Consider the following 731-nt stretch of genomic DNA (forward strand, 5'->3'; position numbering starts at 1 on the left):
ACACTGGCGGTCAAGAACATGATGCGCCGCCCGAAACCCAAACCCGACCCCGACAATCGCGGCGCGTTCCTGCCCAACGGCGCCGCCGCCAAAACCGGAATCAACCGGGGATTGGCTGATGCCGGCCTTGGGGAGATGTTTCGCCAACTCGACTACAAAACACGCTGCTATGGATCGCATCTGGTCAAAGCCGACAGATGGTTGCCCAGCTCAAAAATGTGTTCCGGCTGTGGTGTGGTGAAAACCAAACTGCACCTGGCCGAACGGGGGTATCACTGCCAGCACTGCGGCCTTGTGATCGACCGAGACCGTAACGCCGCTATCAATTTGGCGCGTCATGCGCTCAAGGCTACGGCGCCGAGTACCGGCGTCGTTACCGGTGGAGCCGACCGTAAGACCCAGCCTTCGGGCACAGCGGGTGGCAATGAAACCGGAACCGTTTCTGAACGGAGTGCCCACCCGAAAGGACGGGCTGCCTGAAATGCCAGTCATACAAACACTCACATTTCAGGTAACGGATCTACGCCATGGCATGCACGACGTTATGCGATGCCGCGAATAGTCCGTGGACCTCCCCCGGTTTCCCGGAGACTTTTTTATTTGGGACCGACCCCCTCGAGTGGGAGGGTAGCCGCTTGGGGGTGGTGCTGCTGGTTGTCCTTCCAGGCAGCTTCATATTCGTCGGGTGAGAGCCCGCAGAGGCCAGCTTGGATGCGGCGGGGGTTGTACCA

At 59.9% G+C, this 731-nt stretch carries 1 protein-coding gene; it reads left to right on the top strand.

What is annotated here, in order from left to right; genetic code table 11:
* Positions 1-480: zinc ribbon domain-containing protein (locus tag CDN38_RS31580; protein ID WP_244307505.1), on the top strand; the 480-nt coding region annotated here is incomplete at its 5' end.
* Positions 481-731 lie beyond the last annotated feature (251 nt).

Origin of the sequence: Mycobacterium ostraviense (assembly GCF_002705925.1) — a bacterium.
In the GTDB taxonomy this organism is placed as follows: Bacteria; Actinomycetota; Actinomycetes; order Mycobacteriales; family Mycobacteriaceae; genus Mycobacterium; species Mycobacterium ostraviense.